The 21668-nt window shown below is 66.3% G+C and carries 18 protein-coding genes, 1 tRNA gene and 1 pseudogene; 10 read left to right on the top strand and 10 right to left on the bottom strand.

What is annotated here, in order from left to right:
* Positions 1 to 23 precede the first annotated feature (23 nt).
* Positions 24 to 2183 carry a hypothetical protein gene (locus tag GY791_00475; GenBank protein ID MCP4326900.1) on the bottom strand — a complete coding sequence of 720 codons (2160 nt, stop codon included), beginning with the start codon at positions 2181 to 2183 and terminating at the stop codon, positions 24 to 26.
* Between the two features lie 204 nt (positions 2184 to 2387).
* On the opposite strand from GY791_00475, the gene GY791_00470 reads away from it, so the two are divergent.
* The 4 genes from GY791_00470 to GY791_00455 all read left to right on the top strand — a co-directional run bounded on the left by GY791_00470 (position 2388) and on the right by GY791_00455 (position 6914).
* Positions 2388 to 3398, top strand: coding sequence for a glycosyltransferase family 2 protein (locus GY791_00470; protein ID MCP4326899.1), 1011 nt, complete (start codon positions 2388 to 2390; stop codon positions 3396 to 3398).
* 64 nt (positions 3399 to 3462) lie between these two features.
* Positions 3463 to 4476 (top strand): flippase-like domain-containing protein, encoded by a 1014-nt coding sequence (locus GY791_00465; GenBank protein ID MCP4326898.1) that lies wholly within the window; start codon positions 3463 to 3465, stop codon positions 4474 to 4476.
* A gap of 69 nt (positions 4477 to 4545) precedes the next feature.
* Complete coding sequence (locus GY791_00460) at positions 4546 to 5676, top strand: glycosyltransferase family 4 protein (GenBank protein ID MCP4326897.1); 1131 nt, start codon at positions 4546 to 4548, stop codon at positions 5674 to 5676.
* Positions 5677 to 5732: 56 nt separating this feature from the next.
* Complete coding sequence (locus GY791_00455; protein MCP4326896.1) at positions 5733 to 6914, top strand: hypothetical protein; 1182 nt, start codon at positions 5733 to 5735, stop codon at positions 6912 to 6914.
* A gap of 88 nt (positions 6915 to 7002) precedes the next feature.
* Here the strand turns inward: GY791_00455 and GY791_00450 are convergent, their stop codons facing one another.
* Positions 7003 to 7566, bottom strand: a complete 564-nt coding sequence (locus tag GY791_00450; protein ID MCP4326895.1) for a glutathione peroxidase — start codon at positions 7564 to 7566, stop codon at positions 7003 to 7005.
* 122 nt (positions 7567 to 7688) lie between these two features.
* Between GY791_00450 and GY791_00445 the strand changes: the two genes are divergently transcribed.
* Positions 7689 to 8438: a class I SAM-dependent methyltransferase gene (locus tag GY791_00445; GenBank protein ID MCP4326894.1), complete on the top strand. Its 750-nt coding sequence runs from the start codon at positions 7689 to 7691 to the stop codon at positions 8436 to 8438.
* Between the two features lie 62 nt (positions 8439 to 8500).
* Here the strand turns inward: GY791_00445 and GY791_00440 are convergent, their stop codons facing one another.
* Both GY791_00440 and GY791_00435 read right to left on the bottom strand, forming a co-directional pair.
* On the bottom strand, positions 8501 to 9607 hold the full coding sequence (locus tag GY791_00440) for a hypothetical protein (protein MCP4326893.1): 1107 nt from the start codon (positions 9605 to 9607) through the stop codon (positions 8501 to 8503).
* A gap of 178 nt (positions 9608 to 9785) precedes the next feature.
* Positions 9786 to 11459, bottom strand: a complete 1674-nt coding sequence (locus tag GY791_00435; GenBank protein ID MCP4326892.1) for a hypothetical protein — start codon at positions 11457 to 11459, stop codon at positions 9786 to 9788.
* 332 nt (positions 11460 to 11791) lie between these two features.
* Between GY791_00435 and GY791_00430 the strand changes: the two genes are divergently transcribed.
* On the top strand, positions 11792 to 12577 hold the full coding sequence (locus GY791_00430; GenBank protein ID MCP4326891.1) for a phosphatase PAP2 family protein: 786 nt from the start codon (positions 11792 to 11794) through the stop codon (positions 12575 to 12577).
* 71 nt (positions 12578 to 12648) lie between these two features.
* Here GY791_00430 and GY791_00425 read toward each other — a convergent pair.
* The 4 genes and pseudogenes from GY791_00425 to hemC form a co-directional block, all read right to left on the bottom strand.
* Positions 12649 to 12724: transfer RNA gene (locus GY791_00425), tRNA-Thr, on the bottom strand.
* 93 nt (positions 12725 to 12817) lie between these two features.
* Positions 12818 to 14302 (bottom strand): heme biosynthesis protein HemY, encoded by a 1485-nt coding sequence (locus GY791_00420; protein MCP4326890.1) that lies wholly within the window; start codon positions 14300 to 14302, stop codon positions 12818 to 12820.
* Between the two features lie 1784 nt (positions 14303 to 16086).
* Positions 16087 to 16785: pseudogene (locus GY791_00415) on the bottom strand (uroporphyrinogen-III synthase).
* Between the two features lie 4 nt (positions 16786 to 16789).
* Positions 16790 to 17728 carry a hydroxymethylbilane synthase gene (gene hemC / locus GY791_00410; GenBank protein MCP4326889.1) on the bottom strand — a complete coding sequence of 313 codons (939 nt, stop codon included), beginning with the start codon at positions 17726 to 17728 and terminating at the stop codon, positions 16790 to 16792.
* 83 nt (positions 17729 to 17811) lie between these two features.
* Between hemC and tsaD the strand changes: the two genes are divergently transcribed.
* Entirely contained in the window at positions 17812 to 18852 is a 1041-nt protein-coding gene (tsaD, locus tag GY791_00405) for a tRNA (adenosine(37)-N6)-threonylcarbamoyltransferase complex transferase subunit TsaD (protein ID MCP4326888.1), read from the top strand.
* 96 nt (positions 18853 to 18948) lie between these two features.
* Complete coding sequence (locus GY791_00400) at positions 18949 to 19095, top strand: hypothetical protein (GenBank protein MCP4326887.1); 147 nt, start codon at positions 18949 to 18951, stop codon at positions 19093 to 19095.
* A 57-nt stretch (positions 19096 to 19152) separates the two neighbouring features.
* On the opposite strand, the gene GY791_00395 is transcribed toward GY791_00400, so the two are convergent.
* Positions 19153 to 20010, bottom strand: a complete 858-nt coding sequence (locus GY791_00395; protein MCP4326886.1) for a formylglycine-generating enzyme family protein — start codon at positions 20008 to 20010, stop codon at positions 19153 to 19155.
* 74 nt (positions 20011 to 20084) lie between these two features.
* Between GY791_00395 and GY791_00390 the strand changes: the two genes are divergently transcribed.
* Both GY791_00390 and GY791_00385 read left to right on the top strand, forming a co-directional pair.
* Positions 20085 to 21086, top strand: a complete 1002-nt coding sequence (locus GY791_00390) for an NAD(P)-dependent glycerol-3-phosphate dehydrogenase (protein ID MCP4326885.1) — start codon at positions 20085 to 20087, stop codon at positions 21084 to 21086.
* Positions 21087 to 21245: 159 nt separating this feature from the next.
* Positions 21246 to 21416, top strand: a complete 171-nt coding sequence (locus GY791_00385) for a hypothetical protein (GenBank protein MCP4326884.1) — start codon at positions 21246 to 21248, stop codon at positions 21414 to 21416.
* Positions 21417 to 21448: 32 nt separating this feature from the next.
* Here GY791_00385 and infA read toward each other — a convergent pair whose 3' ends face one another.
* Positions 21449 to 21664 carry a translation initiation factor IF-1 gene (infA, locus tag GY791_00380; protein MCP4326883.1) on the bottom strand — a complete coding sequence of 72 codons (216 nt, stop codon included), beginning with the start codon at positions 21662 to 21664 and terminating at the stop codon, positions 21449 to 21451.
* Positions 21665 to 21668: the final 4 nt, after the last annotated feature.

The following is a 21668-nucleotide window of genomic DNA, read 5'->3' as shown; positions in this document are numbered from 1 at the left end:
GCGACCGGGCCCGGGAGTTTCCGCTAGAGCCGATACAGGTACATCGGCATTTGGAAATTCCAGTTCTTTTTCGGAATTCCATAAGCGAGTTCGGGATGGCTGAAGCGATGCACCTGGTTGCCGACCAGCTCGGCGCCGGGGCTGAGAAGCGCTTTCCGCAAGGGCTTATTGCCGACAAAGAGGAGGTAGATGGGCCGCCCATAAGTTGCAAACCGGGTGTTGAGCGATGTGACCGCCTGCCCGATTTGGCCGGCGTTCTTGGCCGCGCGCTGATAAGGCCGAAGGTCGATGACATCGTGCCCGAATCCATAGGTCAAAGCCGGCGCAATGCGGTTGTAGTCGGCGCCCAAGTCCCGCCCAATTTGTCCCTGGAGGTAGAGGACGATGCTGCCCGGTTCGAGCGCGTGGTCGAGCGATACCATCTGTTCATAGGCGCCGCCGATAAACGGCTCCTTGAAGCGGTAGACCGTCGGATAGGCCGACCACAGGATGAAGGCGATGGCCGCCACGCCGCCCACGACCTGTCCGATACGGCCCTTCCAGGCGTAGACCGCCGCGATACCGATGGCGATGAAGATGACCGCGAGCGGGTAGATTTCTTTGACGTAATAGCGGGTGTAGTACCACTGGTACTTTGTCGAGAAACTGATCACCAAGATTAGCAGACCGAATATGCAGAGGGTCAACGCCGGCAAGATGACGGCGTCGCGCGGCCGCCGCAGGCTTCCGTAGAGGCCGAGGGCCATGAACAGCCAGCCGGCCGGCGTGATGAACGAGGTCATCGAGTCGATGAACGTGTACCGGATATTACTCGTCTCGAAGAGGCCGGCGCGCCACAAGCCGTATCTGAGGGATGCCATCACGACCACGGCCCCGGCCAGGCCGAGACACATCCAAGTGACCGCGCGGTCGCTTGCGATCCGCCGCCAGAGAGGATGGCGCATGATCCAGGGAACCGCCGCCGCCGCGGCCACCGCCAACGCAAGAAGGACGAAGGTTCCGTCGATGCCGACATAGTCCAGCGGCGGGAACGAGCTGCGGAGATTGAAGAATACGTAGGCGCCGTGAGAGATGCGGGCGGGTATCAAATGCAAGCCCATGCCCACCAGAAAAATATAGTAGGCGACGAGCGCCGGCTTTCGGGTCCGGAGGTCGCTTCGCCGGAGGTAAATCAAGGCAATGAAGAGCGCCCAAGGGACGAGATAGAAAATCATCGTCACGTGATTGAACGCGGCAACCGCGAAATTGAGGCCGCCAAGGGCGCCAAGCCGGTTATCCTCCTCTTCCAAACCCCTGGCGACGAAGTACAGGCCAGACAGAATCAGGCATTGGCTCAGAATTTCGGAAACCGGGAAGTGGGAGAAGAAGATCTCCAAAGCGCCGAAAAGCATGACCAGGAATGTGATTGCGGCAGCGAGCGGACTCTGACGCAAAGACCAGGTCAGCAACGCCGCCGCCAGTACCGCCAGAATCCCAAATACGGGCATTATGTCCGAGGCATTGGCCTTGCCGAGAAGCCAAATGAAGCTCCCCATCCAAAGCGGGGTTAGCGGGTAGAATTGGGGATGAATTCGACCCGTCTCCTGGTCGAGGATCATGAACCCGCCGATATAACGCTCGCCTTCGTAGTCGCCCTCGTAGAAATCCCGATTGGGATTGGGATTGAGAATCAGGGCGGGTAGATAAGGCGCCTTCTGCTGTGCGGCGTCGGCCAGGATTCGGTCGGTGCGCGCGAGCGTGCCGTGCTCAGCGGCCCAGATGGCGACATTATAGTAGCTGCCTTGATCCTGACCGCCGTGGATGTGAGCACTGGTCGGATAACGCAGCCAGAGCCCGGCCGCCAGGAGCACGAGCAAGATCAGCAACGTTTTGAAGGCCCCGATCGGTCTCGGGACGATGCGATGTCGCAAAAAAAACAGACCCGCGGCAGCTAATGGCAAAGCCACGACGAGCGTCACTGCCGGCGTGAACATGCCGAAATAGACGCCGATCAGAAAAGCGATGGAGAACGACAGCACCAATAGGCTGGCAGCGATGAGCAAGGGGCCGATCGTATCGACCAGAGTAGAGACCGTCGCACCGAAGCGCGCGACCCAATCGGCGTATTGGTCTTCCGGATGGCGATCGTCGCCAATCGCGAGACCTGCCGAATCCCGCTCCTGGTCTCCCAATTTCGCGCCCACTTGGCCTACCCAATTCGACTGGCGAGCCGGCGATGCTATTACAGTTAGCTTATGTTGTCAGACACTTTTGGCCGCATCGCGATCGAGCCCACAAGACATCGCGGCAACCCATCCGATACGACAAAGACGAGGGGGCAACGCTTACCATATCGGCTGTGATCTGCTAAATCGACCGGCTAGAGCGCAACCTTCAAGGGGACGCTGGTGAAAATGGGCAAAAGGCTGATTGTCGTGATGCCGGCCTTCAACGAGGCCGACACCGTTGGCCCGATGATTCGATCGGTGCGCGCGGTCGGCGAAAAATTGACCGCTGACAATCTCACCCTCGCGATTGTCGTGGTCGACGACGGCTCGATCGACGACACCCGCGCCGCCGCGGAAGCCGCCGGCGCCGACGAAGTCGTCTCGCACCGGCGGCAAAGCGGGGTCGGCGCGGCAGTCCGGACCGCCTTGACCGTCGCCCGGGACCGGGGTGCCGATATCGTCGTCAAGCTCGACGCCGACGGCCAGCACGACCCCAACGACATCCCGGCGCTGATCGCGCCGATCCTCGGAGATTCGGCCGATGTCGTCTACGGCAGCCGGATCGAGGGCATCACCTACCGCATGCCGCTGATCCGCCGCGCCGGCAACAAATCGTTTTCCTGGCTCATGCGAACGCTGACCGGGTGGCCGGTCGAAGACAGCCAACCCGGAATCTTCGCGGTCAACTCCGCCTACCTGAGAAATTTCTCCCTTCCCGGCGACTACAACTACACTCAGCAGCTGCTGCTCGACGCCTACCACCGAGGCATGCGGTTTGCCCAGGCGCCGGTCACCTTTCACCGGCGCGCCGCCGGAACCTCATTCGTTTCGCTCCGCTATCCGTTCGTGGTCGGCCTCCAAATCCTGACCATGCTGGCCAGCGTCCGACCGATGCAGGTTTTCGCACCGATCGGCGCGTTCTTCCTCGCGATCGCGGCGATCGTCTTCGCTGTCGAGTTCGTCATTTGGCTGGCCGGCGGCCTGAACCGGCCCATCGAGCATGTCAATTTGGTTCTGGGGTCCTTCCTGTTCGGCGTCCAGACCCTATTCTTTGGGCTGCTTGCTCAAATGATTGTCAACCTTCGGAGACTGCTTGTTTCGGATCAGGACCGCGAAGTCATGAGCGCCGAACGAGTTGAACTTCCCGATCGCGGAACCGAGGACGATGCCGACCCCGAACGCGGTCCATGACCGACCGCCGGCAAACCGGCGCCAAGGCTCGTCTGTTGGCACCTTGAGATGGCCGCGACGATAGATGAATAGCCAAAACGAATCCGATACCGGCGGGGCGCCGGCGCGCAAATGGCGCCGCGCGGCGGTGTTACTTGTCGTCGGCGTTGCGATCCTGGTCTGGTTGCTCAGCCAAATTACGCTCGCCGATTTCCGCAATGCCTGGGCGCGCGTGGACTGGGCGGTCCTTGCCCTGGGCATCTCATTCAGCCTCTCCGCCACCCTGGTTCGAGCGTTGCGATTTGCCGTGTTATTCGAATCTCGCGGTAACCTGATACGGCTTTACGGGGTGTTCGCCCAGTGGCGCCTGGTAAACATGGTGCTGCCGTTCAAGATCGGCGAGGTCGCGGCCTTGGTCATGCTGAAGAAATATGGCTTCGCCGGGAGCATCGCCGAGGCCGCGCCGACGTGGATCGTCGTTCGCGTGTTTGACCTTCTCGCCATACTTGCCTGGTTCGGCGCCGTCCTCTTGATCGCCGGGCAGGAAATGTTGCGCGAGGTCGGAATGGAGGAAACGCCCGTAATTCTCGCGATCGCCGCCGTTCTCGCGGGACTCGGGCTGGTCTTCGCTTATGGCCTGACTGCCCTTGGGCCGTTCGGCCACGACAACACATCGTGGCTGGCCCAACGCGCACGCGCATTCCGGGACGGCGTCCACCGGATCAACAACACGCGGAGGATCGCAGCCTGCGGCATTCTTTCCATGCTCTTGTGGGGAATTGCGATCGCCGTTCCGACGATACTGCAATTTGCCTTCGAGGTGCCGCTAGCCGCGCTCGACTGCCTACTGATCTCTTTGATCGTTCTAGTCGCGTCGATGCTGCCGGTTCACGCACCGCTTTCTCTGGGGACGGGGGATTTGATTTGGGCCGGCGCCCTGATGCTGTTTGGCCTGCCGGAAACGGAGGCGATCGTTCTCGCGATATCCATTCGCCTTTCCTTGATCGCCCTGATCTGTCTTGAAGGCGGGATCGGAACCATGATCTTGCTCGGCCGACAGCCACCGCCCGCGCACCAAGGGACTGCGCCGGATGAATAAGGAAATGCCGCTGCCGACAAGATACATTCGGCCAACTCGACAGATCGAAATGCACAAGTCCAAGGACGCATGAATATTCTCGTGATCACGCGGGAAATTCCCCCGATCGGCGGGGGCGCCGGCCATGTGGCGCTTAACCTGGCAATCAATTTGGCCGAGCGCGGCCACGATATCGTGATCGTGACCATGCATTTCGGCGACTTACCGCCAGTCGAAACGCGAGGAAAAATCGTCATTCACCGGGTTCGTTGCGGCCGCAAGAACCAGGACAGCAGCTATCTGCTGGAAATGCTGCGGTTCCTGCGTCGCGCGCGGCCGCTTGTGCGCAAACTGCTCGCCGAGCACAACTGCGATCTCATCCACGCCCACGCGATCCTGCCCGATGGATTGATCGGGTCGGGCTTCGACGCGCCGTTGGTCATCACCGCTCATGGCTCTGATGTCCCCGGGTACAATCCGGACAATTTCGGCCTGGCACACAGAGTCATGGCACCGGTGTGGCAGCGCACGTTGTCACGGGCGGCGGCTTTGGTAACACCGTCGCGGTCGCTGGCCGACCTCGTTGAAAGCAAGCGGCCGAGCCAGCAGATAACGGTGATCCCGAATGGCATAGATGCGGAGACTTTTGCCGCCACCGAGAAGCAACGATCTTTCCTTATTTGCTCGCGCCTCGTCCGGCGCAAGAACTACCATTCGTTCCTCGAGGCGCTGCAGAAGTTGGACCTTCCGCAAACCGTTCATATTGTCGGCGACGGGCCCGAACTCGACGCGCTCAAAGCGATGGCCACCGCCTGCCCGCAACACAAGATCCAGTTCCACGGCTGGCTTGAGAACGGTTCGGCCGAGTGGCGGCGATTGTATGAACGCTGTCTTTTTTTCGTCTTTCCGAGCGATAACGAAAACTTCCCGATCAATCTGCTCGAGGCCCAACTCGCCGGAATGGTGGTGCTGGCCAGCCCAATTCCAGCCAACAAAGAAGTGCTTGGCGACAACGCCGTCTATCTCGACCGCCTGTCGCCGGGTTCGATCGCATCCCGGCTCGAGACGTTGATTTCCATGGAAGACGCGACCCTCGAAGAAATTGGCGCGCGCGCCCGATCGCGAGTCATTGGGGAATTTTCCTGGTCGTCGGTCACCGATCGCTATCTGACCCAATACGAGAAGGCGATCGCCCGAACCGCGACGGTGACAAGCTTATGAATGTCGTTCCGACATCTGTGTTTGTGGCGCGCCCGGTTCGGGCAAACAGGGGCGACATGGCCAGCCAAATGGGCCTGGTGTGTGGACTCGCACGCCAGGATATCGTGGATACGGTCTTTGTCTCCACCTATTACCCGGATCATTTCAAAGACATCGCGGATATCGTCACAGTGGCGCCCTCGTCGCTGCGCGGTTACACCATTTCGGCAGCGGAGCGGGCATTACTGCGCCGTAAGGCGCCGGTATTTTGGGGTGGCGGCGTCGACCTTCAGGATTCCGGGAGCACGGCCAAGCTCGCGCTCTTGCTCGTGCGGCTATGGTTGTTGAAGCGATACGGCTCGCACTTGGTTCTCGCCTGCCAAGGCGCGGGACCCGTTCGCAGCGGCATTGGCAAAGCGCTGACTCGGAAAATTCTATCGTTGGTCGATTGCTCCGTGGTTCGCGAGCGACGCGCCGGCTCGTTTCTCGAAAATGTGGCGCGTGTCTCGCCACGGCATGTCATTCAAGCCGCGGACGCGGCGCTGTTGCTACCGGCGCCAAATCCGGATTTCGGCACGAAATATCTGACCGAAAAAGGCCTCGATGTCTCCGCCCCGATCATTGGCGTCAACCTTCGGCGATGGTTTCATCAAAAGGGTGGCTGGCTCCCGACCGAGGTCCGGCGCCGGCGCAAGAAAGCGGAGCTGAGTGGGCGCATGAAGTGCCTGGTCGAGAACTTGGCGAAGTCGCTAAACAAACTTGCCGAATCCGGCATTCATCAGGTCGCCCTGGTGCCCATGTACCGTGCACAGCCGGAATATTGGGAGGACGATATCTTTCTCCTCGACTCGGTCCGTGCCTTGCTGAGCCCGCGCATCCGGTGTGCCATGGTCGATGCGGACCTGACTCCACATGAATTGCTTTCGATTTTCTCGGGTTTCGAATTCGTGATCGGCGTGCGACTGCATTCCACGATTTTGGCCCATGTCGCGGGCACGCCCGCGGTTCATATCTTTTACGAGGACAAGGGACCCGAGCATTTTCGACAGGTCGGCTCGGATAAGTTCCTGATCAGCATAGATTCCGCGAGCGGTCCCGCCGGTGACGCCGAAATCGATCAGTGTATCACGCTGCTCCGAGGCGGAATTGACGCGGCGCGCTCGCGTCTTCGTGACCGGGTCGCGAAATTGAGGAGCGAGACCGAGGCGGCCCTGCGAAAGTCGCTGGTCGAAAGACCTCGCGCCGGCGGCTCGGAATAGCAGTCCCAATGCCGTCGCCGCGCGATCTCGTCAATGTCTACTCGCCGAACCCTGCCTGGGGAGAACTGTTGGACTGGGCCGTTAGTGACTAATCCGCCCCCAACGCGGCCTCGATCACGGCGATGACAGCAGGCGCGGTGGGCTCGGTCGCGGTCGGGAACCAACCCGCCAGCCGCCCGTCGCGGTCGATCAGGATCTTGTGGAAATTCCACCGCGGCTCACCCGCCGGGCCGGTTTCGCCGGCCGCCCATTCATAGAGCGGGTGACGCTTGGCGCCTTTGACCCGCTGCTTGTCGAGCATCGGGAAGTCGATGCCGTAGGTCAGTTCGCAGAACTGTTTGATCTCACCGCTCGACCCCGGCTCCTGGGCGCCGAAATCGTTCGACGGCACGCCGAGGACGACCAGGCCGCGGTCGCGGTAGCGCTGCCAGATATCGCGCAGGCCGCCGTATTGATGGGTGTAGCCGCAGAACGAGGCGGTGTTGACGAGCAGCACCACCTTACCCTCGAACAGCGCCGGCGGCAGGTCACCGCCATCGAGCGCGGGCAGCGGCACGGCGCGCCAGTCAAGCGCTGTCGGCGCGGCGGCACCGGCGGTACCGGCGGCGGAGATGATCAGCAGCGCGGCGAGGAGTCGTTTCATCGCCGGCATTGTCCCCCGACTGCCGGGGCCTGGCAAGGTCCGCACCGAGGCCCCCGTCCACCTCTTGTTAACCTTGATCGGCGATCCTGCCGCCGACGGGATGGCGACCACAAGACAGCGGAAATCGGGCGATGTTCTACGATACGGACAAAATGTGGGAGAAGTGGGGACGCCGCGACGCCTATTACGGCGTGTTGGCCAACGAGCGTTATCGCGGTGCCCTGGACGACGACGCGCGCGGCGATTTCTTCGCCACCGGCGCGCGCCATTTCACCCAAATCGTCGACGATATCCACCACCATCTCGATGCCGGCTTCCGGCCCCGCGCCAGTCTCGATTTCGGCTGCGGCGTCGGACGCATCCTGATCCCCATCGCCGAGGCCAGCGATAGCTGCACCGGCGTCGACGTCTCGCCGGCGATGCTCGACGAGGCGGCCGCGAATTGCGACGACCGCGGCCTTGCCAACGTGACCTTGATCCGCTCCGACGACGACTTGTCGGCGGTCGATGGCGGCTATGATTTCATCCACTCCTACATCGTCTTCCAGCACATCCCGGTGCGCCGCGGTGAGCACATCTTCGACCGCTTGCTCGACCGGCTCGTGGCCGGTGGCGTCGCCGTCGTTCATTTCACCTATGCCCGCGAGGATTGGTTCAAGCAGGCGCTTTCGCCACTGCGCGGGTTGCCGCTGGCCCCCAACTGCCTCAATTTGATCAAGGGCAAGCCGTTCCTCGACCCGCCGATGGAGAGGAACGCCTACAGCCTCAACCGGCTGTTCGCCATCCTGCAGCGCCACGGCATGGTCCGCACCTACGTCAAATACACCAACCACAGTGGCTATCTCGGCGTCGTACTCTACGCCCAGAAGGACGCAGCCTAGCGGCACACATTCCTGATTCGACACGCCGCGGCGTGCGCGACCGGCGGGCATTCTCGCCGTGGTCAGCCGTCAGGCAGGGCCTGCGCGATCTGCAGGGCCAGGCAGCGTGAGCGGTAGGTCACATACTTGCCGGCCTTGATCATGGCGATCAGCGTCTCCGCGCGCTGGACACGCTTGGTGACGGCGTTGCTGAGGGCGACCCCCTTCGCCGCCTCGCGCCGGGTCCAGTGAACGAATTCGGCCAGACTCCGCGTCTGTACGGTGCCATGCAACAGGTTGTTGTGAAAGCAGGACAGCGCCGTACGGCCCTTCGGTCCGCGGTCGAGCTCGCGCGGCAGCCAGATCGCGACGCCGGATTTGCGGGCATAGAAGAGATCGCTGTCGAGGCCCTTGCTTGTCCGCCTTTCGACTCGCGCCTTCGCGATCGGCGCGTTGGCCAGATCGACCGCCTCGAAATGCGGGTTCCAGCCGGTCATCGCCTCGAGCGCGCGGTGGGTTTCGTCGCCGTCGACGACGGCGGCCAACGGGTCGACATCGGCGGCTTCGAGGACGGTCACGACGCTGAACGGCTGATCGCGCCCGGCATGCGACGCGAGACCGGCGAAATGCGTGCCGCGCAGGCGGTCCCGGATCGTGTTGCCGAGCACGTCGAGGGAGTAGCGCTTACCCGGCTCGTCGGCGAGCGTCAGCACCTGATCATGACGCAGCGTCATGGCGCGTTTCGTCGCCGCCATCAGGTCGAGCGCGAGATCGCGCAGGTTCAGGGTCAGCACCAGCGCCATGCCGTGGGGGAAATACAAGGCCGAGACCCGCATCTCGGTGAAGGCCTCCCCATCCGGGGAAGACCGGCTCACGTCTTCGCGCAGCGGCGCCAGGTTCTTCCACGCTTGATTGCCGTTGACGGCGGCGGGGCGCTTGTCCTCGAAATAGTGCCGCCAGAACCCGCGTCCGCTGTCCGGCGGACGCCAGGGCATGTCGAGCGCGTCCCCGATCGGATAGGGCTGCTGGCGGCGGTCGAACTCGTAAACGAAGTCGCCGCGGCGGCCGAGCCAGGCCAGCTCCGCCGCCGGTGCCGCGCCGTCGAGGAGGCCCGGGATGGTGTCGACCCAGACAAATGAGAGGCGAATATTGTTAAGTTTCGGCATGGCGTTATTGCGTTCGAACGCCATGATTCGTATCATAGTATCGACTCGATGTCCTACTGAGCGCTGTATCCGGCCCAGGATTGGGTTGAGCGAGAGCACTTGAAAAACTGAAGATGGTAGCACTCGTGTGAAGCGGTAGGCAGAAGCGACGATCTCCGTCGACGAGGCGCCGGTTGGGGTTACCCGCCGGCGCCTCTCCTTTTTAGGGGCTTTCCTCGACCAGTCGGCGGCGCCGGTTCAGACGTTCGATGTCGTCGGGCTTTTTCTGCACCGGGCCGTTGACCGCGCCGACCGTCGACCACGCCACATTCCACCACCCGCGGGCCAGGCCGTCGCTCAGGATGGATTGCGCCGCGGCGGCATCCACGTCGCCGTCCGTGGTGATGCGTTCGAGCGCGTTGTAGGCGTCACGCTGGTCCTCGGGCTTGTCGAAGCGATCCTTGATCGTGATCCGCATGGGCGGCGCCAGCCACAGCGTCTCGGCGCTCGACCACGGCGACAGGATGAAGAGCGCCTGATCTGCCGCGGTATTCTTCAGATGCGCCAGCGGGAGGTCGATCGCGCCGCCGGCGGCGGCCAGTTTCTGAACAATGTCGACCTCGCCGTCGCCGGCGACCGGCACCGTGCGGGCGAGTTCGGCGGCGGCCAGTTTGGCCCGTATGGCGGCCTGCAGACGCCACAGCCCGAAGGTCAGGATGCCGAGAACGATGGCCGCGCTGTAGACGTAGACCAGGTCGCGCAGGCCGTAGGAAATCAAGTAGTTGCGTTCGCCACCGGGCAGCAGCAGCCAGGTCAGCCACGGATAGGCGAAGGCGAAACCGAGCGACAGGGCGATGGCGACCGCCCAAAAATCGGCTTCCGTCGGCTTCAGGAAGAATTCGCCGGCCCCATCGGACGGGCGGACCGCCTGTAGAATCCGCCACGTGATGAGAAGGAGGAAGCCCGGCAGTAAGAGCAGCGAGGGCACGCCGAGAAGGTTCAACAACTCGGATTCGCCGAGCACGCCGATCTCGATCGCCTGGCTCGCGTTGAGCGCGCCGAGGGTGACGCCATCCGCGGCGACATGGGCCGTCGCCAACAGGGTGTATTTGCCGGGGACCACCTGCTCCCGCGGACAGACCAGGACCGGCACGACGATGGAACCGTGCGCCGCCAGGGTGCGCGGCGCGGCGGCGGCGGGCGGCGGGTCCCTTGGGCAGTCGGCGCGGTCCGGCCACAGATCGACGAAATCGGGCTTGAACCAGCGCATCTCCGTGACCTGCAGGTCGCGCGCGCGCTGGTTCTTCAGTACCACGTAGATCGTGCCCGGGCGCTCGCGCGACAGCACCGTGTCGTCGCCCTTGATTTCGATGGCGACCAGCGAGGCGACCGCGGTCGCCGGCGGGGCATCGATCTGCAACGTGGCATAGAGGTAGCGGCGGATCGGCGACTTGCCCTGCCGATGCTCGTTCATCACGACCTCGAAAACGACGTGGGCGGCCTTGGCCAACGGCCGCGTCGGTTTCAATTGCAGAATCCACAGATGCTCGTCATCGGCGGCCAGGGACGCGAGCTCGGCGGCCGCGGCGCCGCCTTCCACGGTGACTGCGATGCCGTCGTTGGAAAAGCTCGACAATCGAATGTCGCCGAGCGTCGCGCCGGCCGGCGCGCGCAGGCGCAGCCGCGCACCGATGTCCTCGGTCTCGACGGCGGTGGCCGTCGCGATGGTCGAAGGAATGAGTTCCAGGGTCGCGGCGGCGCCGGTCTCGGCCCGCGGCGCGGCGGCGCCAAGAAGGCACGCCACGGCAACGGCACAGAGCCGGAGCGCCGCGTGTGCTATGGCGCCCGGCCGCGACACCACGGCGGCCGCACCGAGCCTTCGACACCTTCTGCCCATTTCTGGCTTACCGTACATCGAACAACGACGTCCCCGTCTGTATTGAGCAAGGACCGGCCGGCATCTCCGAGTGATGAGGCTACGCGGCCTCCTTGCCGGCCTCAAGGGCGGATTTGGCGTTCGATTCTCGCTGTAGCCGCCGCGATCGGCGGGATCGGCACCGACCCGGGATCGCCGCCGGCGGCCGGCCTGAGGCGGTTGCTGGCGCCCGGCACGGCTGCTATTCCTTGCGCCGCCTTTGAACTGCCGCTGAATCATCGGAATCGTCTTGCCGACCCGCGCAACCCATCGCCCCCGCCGCATTTCCCGCCCCCGGCAGGACCGATAACGCCGTGCCGCCGGACTCGCCCCCGCCGATGCCGGTAAGGAGGTCGCTCGGCGACCGCTGCCGCCGGGCCCCGCTGCGCCTCGCCCTCGGCGCACTGATCGTCCTGTCGCTGTTCTTCTTGCTGTTCCCCGCGGTCGATTTCGCCGTCAGCGGCCTGTTCTACCACGGCAACGGCCAGTGGGAGAGATGGCAGGTCCTGGACGACATGCGCGCCGTCTATCGCTGGGTCCTCTATATCATCGCCGCCGGCCTGTTTGTGGTCTTCGTGCTCAAGGCGGCCCTGCCGGACAAGCCGGCGCTGCTGCCGCTGCGGATTCCCGCCTTCCTGCTGTCGAGCCTGCTGCTCGGGCCGATTCTCCTGGTCCACGCCCTCAAGGAGATTTGGGGCCGGGCGCGGCCGCGCGACATCGACGCCTTCGGTGGCGACCTGCCGTTCTCGCCGGCCTGGGTTCCGGTCGATCATTGCTCCTACAATTGCTCGTTCACCTCGGGCGAAGGGGCGGCGACCTTCTGGCTGATCGCCTTTGCCTTCGTCGTGCCGCCGGCGTGGCGCGCGGCGGCAATCGTGGTGGCGCTGGCCATCGCCGTGCCGATCTCGCTCAGCCGGGTGATGTTCGGCGCCCACTTTGCCAGCGACGTCGTGCTGTCGTGGGCGCTGACCCTGGTCGTCATCCTCCTATGCCGGCGGTTCTTCCTGACCACGCCGCAGGGTGCCCGTCGCGAGCGGGTGCTGGAAGATTTCCTGACGACAATCGGCACGGCGCTGCGCAAGGTCTTCGCGCGAAGGTAGGCGGGGACGGGCGACGACGGGTCGGGTCGCCGAAATTGTCGCCCAAGTGTCCGGAACGGACCGCCTCAGAATGGTGCCGCCTGTCAGACTCGAACTGACGACCCCCGCATTACGAATGCGATGCTCTACCAACTGAGCTAAGGCGGCCCCGGTGAGGCGGCGCGCACCTTACGCGCGGGCCCAGGCGCCGTCAACGGAATCGCCGGTCCGCCGCCGGCGCTGGAGAATGCCGCGGTTATCTCAGGCCGAAGCGGGCCTTTGGTCGGCCTGGTCGTCGTCGGCCGCGGGACGAACCTCGGCCTCGGCGCCATCGTCGACCGCGACACCGTCACCATCGCTGTCGTCACCGGACGCGTCCTCACCATCGCCGGCGCCATCGCCGCCGGCCGCCGCCGGCGGGGTCGGAACCGGCAGCGCCTTGGGCGGCGGGCCGGCGGAAATCGCCGCCATCCGCGCCGGGCTCCGCCAGTGCAGCGAATCGAAGCTCTCGCAATGGCCGCACAGCGCCTGCCAGCCGCCCGCCACGGTGCCGCAATGGTCGCAGATCCAGGCCGGATCGCCGACCGCATCGGCGGCCCGGGCGAGCCAATAGCGCGCCTTCTCGCTATCGCCGTGCTCCGCTTCCTCGAGTTCGGCGAGGAGCCGGAACGCCGAGACCGTCGGCGCAGTCTCCGCCGCCTTCGACAGGTGCGACCGCGCCTGGCCCCACAGCTTGGCCGCCATCGCCGCGCGGGCCAGCGCCAGATGGCTTTCGGCATGGTCGGGGTTGGTGGCGGCCAGCTTCTCGATGCGCTTGAGCTGTTTCAAGGGGTCGCCGTCGCCGCCCGCCTTGAGGTAGAGCGCGCCGGCTTCGGCGGTCGGCAGCACGCGCCAGCTGTCCTCGATGACACGCGACGCCTGGCGGTCGCGGCCGGCGGCGATCTCGCGCTCGGCGAGGGCGAGGGCGGCGGGGAGGAAGGCGCGGTCGGCGTCGCGCGCCTTGCGCAGCAACTTGTCGCCGTCGCCACCGGCGCGCGCGCGGCCCTGTTCGTAGAGGACGATGGCGCGGCGGCGGGCGAGCTCGGCGTCCTTGTAGACATGGCGCCGTCCGCACTCGCGCAGCACCTGTTCGGCGCGGTCCCACTCGCCGGCGCGGACCTCGAGATCGAACAGGCTGGTCAGCACCCATTCGGCGCGCGGGCGCAACTGATAGGCGCGGCGCGCGGCGGCCAGCGCGGAATCGATATCACCGTCGCGTTTGGCTTCGTTGAGCAGGCCGCGCAGGCCGAGGAACTCCATCTCCGGGCGCTCGAGCATGGCATCGAAATAGCGCCGCGCCGCGGTCGCGTCGCCGGCCAGTTGCGCCGCCTGGGCCGACAGCAGGAGGGTCAGCGGCGGCTCGTTGAGCAGCACCTCGGCGCGGTGGGATTGGCGCTGCGCTTCCGCCGCGTCGCCGGCGGCGACGGCGACCATGCCCTTGGTCAACGCCTCGTAGCCGCGGCGGCGGCGGCGGTCGTGGTGGCGCTGCTTCAGAACCTTGGGGCCGCGAACCAGAAAGCGCCAGAACCGATAGACCAGGGCGACGACCAGGGCGACGATCGCCACCGCGACCGCCAGCACCGCGACCGAAGTATCGATCTGATAGCCCTGCCAGGCGATCGACACCGCGCCCGGCTGATCGGCAAACCAGATCGCCGCGGCGGCGACCGCGGCCAGCAGGACCAGGAAAATGAAGGCGCGGATCATTGCGTCGCCGTGCCCGTACCGTCCACCGTCGCCGCGACGGCATCCTCGACCGCGTCGATGGCGTCGTCGACGGCGACGCGCGTACGCGCCCGATCGAGCCATGACGAAACCCCGGCGATGCCCAGCGGTTCGAGCACCGAAAGGGTAGCGATCGCGCGCGACAGGTCGCCGGCGGCCAGCGCTTCGCGCGTCGCGACCACGACGGCGCCCGGGTTGTCGGCCTCGGGCGGGCCGTCGATGCGGCGCACGGTGACGATGGTCTGCAGCCGGACCAGTACCGCCTCGACCCAATCCTTCGACGAGGAATCTTCGGGCGCGTCGAGTATCGTCGCGGCGACGGCGCCGAAATCCGCGCTTATCAGGCCCTTGCTCGGCACGCCGCTCGCCGCGTGGGCGGCCAGGGTGGCGAAGTCCGCCGCCAGATCGTCGGGCCGGCCCAGCGCCTGCTCGACGGCCGTCAATTCTGTGTCATAGGACTGCCCGGACTCGACCGCCCGGCGCAGGCGCGAGCCGTCGAACATCAGGCGGATGTCGGCCGCCGGCGTCACGGTGCCGGTGGCGCCGGCCAGATTGCCGATCTCCTTGCGCAACGCCGCCACCTGCTGTTCGAGGTCATCGAGCTTCTGCTCGAGCGGCGCCAGCGAAGGTTGCGGCCGCTGTTCGAGCTCGGTGATTTTGTCCTGGAGCGCGTCGATCCGCGCCGCCACGCCGTCGTCACCCTCGGTTGCCGGTTCCGACGATTGGGCGTCGTCCGCAGCGCCGTCGGTGGCGCCCGACGCTGCCGCTTCCGGCTCGGCCATCGGCGGTTCCGCGGGCGTGGCATCGGCGCTGTCATCGGCCTCCGATTCGGCCTCGGCCGGGGTATCGTCCGCCGCCGCTTCGACGGCTTCGGCTTGGTCGGGCTTCGCGGTCTCGGCTTCCGCCATCGCCGGCTCGTCGGATGTCGTGTCGGTGGTGGTCGTGTCGGTGGTGGTTGTGTCGGTGGTTGCCGTGTCGGCGGATGTCGTGGCGGCGGACTCCGCGCTTTCGGACGCATTATCGTCGGACGCATCGTCCGCCGTCGCAGACTCGGCCGTCGCCGTGCCCTCGGCCGGGGTCGGATCGGTGTCGGCCTGGGCGACCTGCAGATCGGCGGGGCTCGGCTCGCTCGCATCGGCGGTCGACGTCGCGCCGGCAATCGGCGTCGTCGTGGCGGCGGTCGATCCGCCCTCCGCGCCGGAGCTGATCGCCGTCCGCGCCGGTTCCGGTTCGAACAGGCCAGCACGGTCGGCGACCACGGCGACCGCCACGGCGATAACGATAATCGCCGCCATCAGCCACATCCCGCCGCGGCGGCTCTTGGCGCGCGGCGACGGCGGCGGCATGACCTCTGCCTCGGGCCCCGCGATTTCCGTCGCGTCGCCGGCGGCCGCGGCCTCTTCACTATCGGCCTCCGGGCTATCGGCCTCTGGACTATCGGCCTCTGGGCTATCGGTCTCTGGGCTATCGGCCGGGGCGGGATCCGACGCAGCGTCTCCGCTCATGGCGTCGAGGTCGGCCGCATCGATCTCGATGCCGTGACTGCGCGCGGCCTCCTCGATCTCGGCGCGGCGGGCGGGCGGAATCCGATCCCGGTCCTGCCAGCCCCGTATCGTCGCCGCCGCGACCCCGAGCTTGGCCGCCATCGATCGGTCGCCGCCAAAGCCCGCGATGATGCGCTGGGTCGCCGACTCGGCGCCGTCGGGGGCGCCGGATTCAGTGTCGTCGGTCATCGTATCGTCTCCACGAACGCCGGCCGTGGCCGGTTCGAGCAAATCCAGCAGCGCCGCCTGGGTCGGCTCCCGGGCAACCGAGATCCCGGCCCACGGGCGACCGCCGACTTCCGCCGCGACGGCGGCGCTGAGACAATAGGCCCGAAGGCACCGATACGGCGCGGTGAAATCCCCATGATCCAAGAGACTATCAAAGGTCTTGGCCGAGCGGGGAGAGAAAAATAACACGCCGTCCACGGCGCCATCGGCGATGGCGTCGCGCGCGGCATCGGAAAACGCCGTCGCGGCGGTGGTGCGGTAGACCACTTGGCGTTCGACCCGGTAACCGTCGGCGCCGAGCATCGCCGCCAGATCGCCGGCGACGGCGCTGCCCGCGACATGAACCAGGACGCCGCCGTCGGGGCTCACCCGGTCCCGGATCAGGTCCGCCAAGGTCGCGACATCGCCGCCGGCGCTATGGATCTCGCTGAACCCGGCATCGCGCGCGCACCGCGCGGTGGCGTCACCGACGGCGTAGACGGGCAGCGCCCGTTCCGGCGTCAGCCGGGCGCAGGCCCGAACGCCGTTGGCGCTGGTGAAGACCAGCGCCTGGGCACCGGATAGGTCGATTTCAGCGCCGGCCACCGCCTCGACCCGCAACATCGGCTCGATCAGCGTTTCGACGCCCTTGGCCGCCAGCGCCTCGGCCACGGGCGCGGCGTCGATCTCGGGCCGGGTGATCAGGATCCGCATCGGTTCACGCCATACCGGTCAGAAAATCGGCGCCCGATTGCGCCAGCAGGCGGTCGGCCACATCGCGGCCCAAACCCTCGGGATCGCCCGCCGGACCGCTCGCCGCCGCCCGGTAGACGGCGCTGCCGTCGGGCCGCGCGATCAGGCCGCCGAGTCGAAGCGTGTCGCCGTCGCATTCGGCGAGCCCGGCGATCGGCGTCCGGCACGATCCGTCGAGCACCGCCAGCATGGCGCGCTCCGCCGTCACCCGGAGGAGGGCCTCGGCGTCGCCGATGACCGCGACCAAGTCGTCGATGCGGGCATCGCCGACGCGATGCTCGATGCCGATCGCACCCTGGCCGACCGCGGGCAGCATTTCTTCCGGCGCCAGCACCGCCGCCGGCGCGTCGGCGAGACCGAGCCGCTGCAAACCGGCGAGGGCCAGGATGGTGGCGTCGACGTCGCCGCGTTCCAGCTTTTCGAGGCGGGTCGGCACATTGCCGCGAATCAGCACGATATCGAGGTCCGGCCGCCGCGCCAACAGCTGGGCCCGGCGGCGCAGCGACGCGGTGCCGACGACCGCCCCGCGCGGCAGATCGTCGATGGTGCGCGCCTGCTTGGAGATCAAGGCATCGCGCGGATCTTCGCGCGGCAACATGACGGTGATGGCCAAACCGTCGGGCAGCCAGGTCTCGACGTCCTTCATCGAATGCACGGCGAGGTCGATCCGCCGATCGAGGAGTGCCGCTTCGATCTCCTTGGCGAACAAGCCCTTACCGCCGATTTCCGCCAGCGGGCGATCGGTGACGCGGTCGCCGGTGGTGCGGATGATTTCGATTTCGATCGCGCCTTCGGCGGCGAGCTCGGGATGGGCCGCGGCCAGCGCGGCGCGGACTTGTTCAGTCTGAACCAGCGCCAATTGGCTGCCCCTGGTGCCGATGCGGATTGCAGGTGTCGCCGTCATCCCGAACCTGTACCGCGTGCGCTATCGGCGCGCAAAGGGGAATCGGGCTGGCGGCCCGCGACCAGGCGGCCTATATCGGGGCCATGATCGTGCTCGGTATCGAGACCAGTTGCGACGAGACGGCGGCGGCGGTGGTCGGCGACGACCGGCGCATCCTGGCCGAACGCATCCTGTCGCAGCTCGACGAACATCGGCCCTATGGCGGCGTGGTGCCGGAAATCGCCGCGCGCAGCCATCTCGACCATCTCGATTCGCTGATCCGCGACACCATGGCGGCGGCGGAGCTCGGTTTCGCCGATCTCGACGGCATCGCCGCCACCGCCGGCCCCGGATTGATCGGCGGTGTCATGGTCGGATTGATGACGGCCAAAGCCATCGCCGCCGTGCACGACTTGCCCTTCGCCGCCGTCAATCACCTCGAGGGCCATGCCCTGACCGTGCGGCTTACCGACGACGTCGCCTTTCCCTACCTGCTGCTCCTGGTCTCCGGCGGTCATTGCCAATTCGTCGTCGTCGAAGGCGTCGGCGACTACCAGCGCCTCGGCACCACCATCGACGATGCCGCCGGCGAGGCGTTCGACAAGGTGGCCAAGATGGTCGGCCTCGACTATCCCGGCGGACCCGCCGTCGAGGCGGCGGCAAAGGGTGGCGATGCCGCGCGTTTCGCCCTGCCGCGACCGCTGGCCGGGCGGCCGGGCTGCGACTTTTCCTTTTCCGGGCTCAAGACCGCGGTCCATCACGCGGTCGCCGCCTTGCCCCCCGGCCCGCTCGACACCCGCGACCGGGCCGATCTGTGCGCCAGTTTCCAGGCCGCGGTCGCCGATACCGTGGCCGACCGCGCGCGCAATGCGATCACGCGGTATCGCGAGGAAGTACCGGCCGGCGACACCCTGGTCGTCGCCGGCGGGGTCGCCGCCAACGCTTATCTCCGCGCCCGCCTGAAGGGGGTCGCCGAGGCCCACGGGCTCGCCCTGGTCGCCCCGCCGCCGGCGATGTGCACCGATAACGCGGCGATGATCGCGTGGGCCGGGATCGAGCGTTTGCGGCTCGGTCTCAGCGATCCCTTCGATGCCGCCGCGCGGCCGCGCTGGCCGCTCGGCCAAAGCCCGGGCGCATCGCGCTGAAACGGGACCTCCTGCGCGCGTTGATTTCGTCTCGAAACTCGCGCAGGATATGCGGTTCAAACGAAACCAACCGCAATGACGGGGAGGGGACACACCATGATCGTACGCATACTGATTATCCTGGGTGTGGTGGCGCTGCTCGGCGCATGCTCGCCGAAGCAGGACACCGGCAATTGGTACTGCGATCGCATGCCCGAGGACAGTTTCTGTACCGGATCGAAGAATCCGAACCTGTTCGAGTAGTCGGGCGCGACGGCGCTTGTTCTTGGCGTCCACACAGCACGGATTGCGCCGACCGACCTAGTCGGCGGCGGCCGATGGCGGGCCGGCGCAGCGGAACCCGACCATGTCGAGACCGATATCGGGCGGGTTCGGGTGGCGGTAGCTGACGCGGAGGCAATAGGGGTTGTTGCCCCAACCGCCGCCGCGGAGCGCCACATTCCCGGGCCGGCCCGGGAACGCGCTGCTGGTCCATTCCCAGACATTGCCGGCCATGTCGTAGAGGCCGAACGGCGACCGTCCGGCCGGGTAATGCCCGACCGGCGCCGTGCGCGCAAAGCCGTCGCCGTCGTCGCTGGCGCAGCACCCGACGGTGCCGAAATTCGCGCGCGCGCTCGGCTGGTCCGGCGGCTCCATGCCCCACGGATAGCGCCGGCCGTCGTCGCCACGGGCGGCGAACTCCCATTCCGCGTCGCTCGGCAGGCGCAGGCCGTAATGGGCACAGAACGCCGCCGCATCGCGCGCCGACACCTGAAGCACCGGATGATCGTCGCCCCCCGCGATGGTGCTGCCGGGGCCATGCGGTCGGCGCCACGCCGCCCCCTCGACCAGCCGCCAACGGTCGGTCCAGACGTAACCGGCGCCGCGCCGCTCGGCGTCGGTGAGGTGGCCGGTGGCGGCGGCAAAAGCGGCGAAATCGCGGTTGGTCACCTCGTAAACCATGATCCGAAACGGCGCCACGGTGACCGCTTTGGGGGCCTCGTTGGTATCGCCGTCGGCGTCGCCCTGGATGAACGCGCCACCGGCGATGTCCGCCAGTTCGAACGGTGCCGCGGCGACGGGCACCGCGACGGCGATGAGCCACGCGCTCAGAATTGCCGCGCCCGAAGCGCGGACTTTCACCGGGGCGACGCGGACAGGTTTTGTCGAATAAGGCATCTCTCGCCAGTCCGGGATTGGCCTTGTCTGTGGCCGCGCCCTATTATGCGGCGACAGAGAGGGGACCGGAAGTCATGAAGCGCGTATCGATCATCGGCGGCGGGGCGTGGGGTACGGCATTGGCCGGCGTCGCCGCGCGGCCCGACCGCGAAGTCATGCTGTGGGCCCGCGAGCCCGAGGTCGTGGCCGCGATCAACGGCGATCACGTCAACGCCGTCTATCTGCCCGATGTCAAAATCGATTCCTCGGTCGCGGCGAGCACCGATCTCGGCCGCGTGCTGGCCCGGACCGAGTGCGTCTTGCTGGCCACCCCGGCGCAGTTCCTGCGCGCCGTGGCCCTGGAAATGCGCCCGGTCCTGCCCGCCGGCACACCGGTCGTCATCTGCGCCAAGGGCATCGAGAAAAACAGCTGCGCGCTGATGAGCGAGGCCGCCGCCGAGGCCATGCCGGGCGCCCGCATCGCGATCCTATCGGGGCCGACATTCGCCGCCGAGGTCGCCGCGGGCTTGCCGACGGCGGTGACCCTCGCCGCCGAGGACACGACCCTCGGTCGGGCCCTGATCGAGGCCCTCGGCACGCCCCGTTTCCGCCCCTACCACACCGACGACATCGTCGGCACCCAGATCGGCGGCGCGGTAAAGAACGTGCTGGCGATCGGCTGCGGCATCGTCGCCGGGCGCGAGCTCGGCGATAACGCGCGGGCCGCGCTGATCACCCGCGGCTTGGCCGAGATGGTGCGGCTGGGCATCGCCAAGGGCGGCCGCGCCGAGACCCTGATGGGGTTGTCGGGGCTGGGCGACCTGACGCTGACCTGCAACGGCATGCAGTCGCGCAACATGACGCTCGGTATCGAGCTCGGCCGGGGCACGTCGCTCGACGACGTGCTGGCCGGCCGCAAATCGGTCGCCGAGGGCGTCGCCTCGGCGGCATCGGTCGACGCCCTGGCGCGCCGGGTCGACGTCGACATGCCGATCGTCGCCGCGGTCAACGCCATCCTCCACCACGGGGCGGATATCGCCGACGTCATCCGCGCCCTCCTCGCCCGTCCCTTCCGCGGCGAGGGGCTGGGTGCGTAATCTCGGCGGCGGTAGCGCCTGCGATTGAGATTTTGAGGACGCAATCGACCCAGAGGAAACGTCGAATGAGCTAAGCGCAATTGTCCGCTTCTGAACCCAAAAGCGGGCATTGGCAGGTAAACGATAATACGGCCGCTTCTAGCCAACAGCTGAAACCCCGTGTGGCACGAGCAAGCTACCAAACAGACCTATCGCGCCGTCGGGATTGCCTCCGAACCGATTGCCAGCGAACACTGGCTGCAGGTGCCCGATACCACCGTCTTCAGCGTCGATCCGGACGTGCGCCTGCGGATCAAGCCGCAGGTCCCGGCAACGGTAGGCGAGATTTGAGGCGCCCGGCTGCGGGCGAAGGCCCACGCTGACTACTTGTGACGGAAGATGATGCGGCCCTTGGTCAGGTCGTAGGGCGTCATTTCGACGTCGACTTGGTCGCCAACCATGACGCGGATGCGAAACTTCCGCATCTTTCCTTTGGGCTGCGCAATGATCTCGTGGTCGTTTTCGAGCCTGACTCTGAACATCGCGTTCGGTAGCTTCTCGACAACCGTACCAGAGAACTCCAACAGTTCCTCTTTCAGGACT

This window comes from Alphaproteobacteria bacterium (assembly GCA_024244705.1).
Classification (GTDB): Bacteria; Pseudomonadota; Alphaproteobacteria; order JAAEOK01; family JAAEOK01; genus JAAEOK01.
Note: the sequence above shows the minus strand (reverse complement) of the source record. Positions and strands in the feature narration are given on the sequence as shown.

Bases quoted from the DNA above. Each gene is read 5' to 3' on its own strand.
- GY791_00440 (MCP4326893.1), bottom strand. From the start codon at position 9,607: ATGGCGTTCGAACGCAATAACGCCATGCCGAAACTTAACAATATTCGC.
- hemC (MCP4326889.1), bottom strand. From the start codon at position 17,728: ATGACGGCGACACCTGCAATCCGCATCGGCACCAGGGGCAGCCAATTG.
- GY791_00435 (MCP4326892.1), bottom strand. From the start codon at position 11,459: ATGGGCAGAAGGTGTCGAAGGCTCGGTGCGGCCGCCGTGGTGTCGCGG.
- GY791_00420 (MCP4326890.1), bottom strand. From the start codon at position 14,302: ATGATCCGCGCCTTCATTTTCCTGGTCCTGCTGGCCGCGGTCGCCGCC.
- GY791_00400 (MCP4326887.1), top strand. From the start codon at position 18,949: ATGATCGTACGCATACTGATTATCCTGGGTGTGGTGGCGCTGCTCGGC.
- tsaD (MCP4326888.1), top strand. From the start codon at position 17,812: ATGATCGTGCTCGGTATCGAGACCAGTTGCGACGAGACGGCGGCGGCG.
- GY791_00460 (MCP4326897.1), top strand. From the start codon at position 4,546: ATGAATATTCTCGTGATCACGCGGGAAATTCCCCCGATCGGCGGGGGC.
- GY791_00395 (MCP4326886.1), bottom strand. From the start codon at position 20,010: ATGCCTTATTCGACAAAACCTGTCCGCGTCGCCCCGGTGAAAGTCCGC.
- GY791_00455 (MCP4326896.1), top strand. From the start codon at position 5,733: ATGGCCAGCCAAATGGGCCTGGTGTGTGGACTCGCACGCCAGGATATC.
- GY791_00465 (MCP4326898.1), top strand. From the start codon at position 3,463: ATGAATAGCCAAAACGAATCCGATACCGGCGGGGCGCCGGCGCGCAAA.
- GY791_00450 (MCP4326895.1), bottom strand. From the start codon at position 7,566: ATGCCGGCGATGAAACGACTCCTCGCCGCGCTGCTGATCATCTCCGCC.
- GY791_00390 (MCP4326885.1), top strand. From the start codon at position 20,085: ATGAAGCGCGTATCGATCATCGGCGGCGGGGCGTGGGGTACGGCATTG.
- GY791_00445 (MCP4326894.1), top strand. From the start codon at position 7,689: ATGTTCTACGATACGGACAAAATGTGGGAGAAGTGGGGACGCCGCGAC.